The following is a 563-nucleotide window of genomic DNA, read 5'->3' as shown; positions in this document are numbered from 1 at the left end:
CCGCCCCGCCGATATACATCTCACCGGCCACTCCCACAGGCACAGGCTCCCCATGCGCATCCAATATGTAGATACGAAGATCAGGGATACGACAACCAATTCGACTCCCACTGCGCGTCTCAAGATCAGACTTCTCCAATAGCCGATAGGTCACATGCACGGCGGTTTCAGTGATGCCATACATGTTGACGAGCTGAGTTCGTTGCTTTTGATTCTGCTCAAACCACGGCTTGAGCGTCGTTACATCTAGAGCCTCACCACCGAAAACTACATATCTCAGATCATGAGATTCCAAGCTCTTTTTCTGTGCCGCAATTAATTGACGAAATGCGCTGGGGGTTTGATTGAGTACTGTCACTCCTTGCTGGCAAATAAATTCATAAAAATCCTCTGGAGAATGGGTTGTATCGTAAGGGACAACAATCAGGCGCCCTCCATAGAGAAATGCTCCCCACATCTCCCAGACGGAAAAGTCAAAAGCATAGGAGTGGAATAAAGTCCAGACATCGTCGGCACCAAAATGAAACCTTGCCTCGGTGGCAGCGAATAGCCGCGCGACATTT

At 49.4% G+C, this 563-nt stretch carries 1 protein-coding gene; it reads right to left on the bottom strand.

Annotated elements, in window-relative coordinates:
- On the bottom strand, positions 1 to 563 hold a 563-nt coding region (locus tag GSQ82_RS24990), incomplete at both ends, for an AMP-binding protein (RefSeq protein ID WP_254061482.1).

The sequence above is a fragment of the Granulicella sp. L60 genome (assembly GCF_009765825.1).
Taxonomy (GTDB): Bacteria; Acidobacteriota; Terriglobia; order Terriglobales; family Acidobacteriaceae; genus Edaphobacter.
The sequence above is the reverse complement of the archived record's forward strand: the minus strand, read 5'-3'. Positions and strand labels throughout refer to the sequence as shown.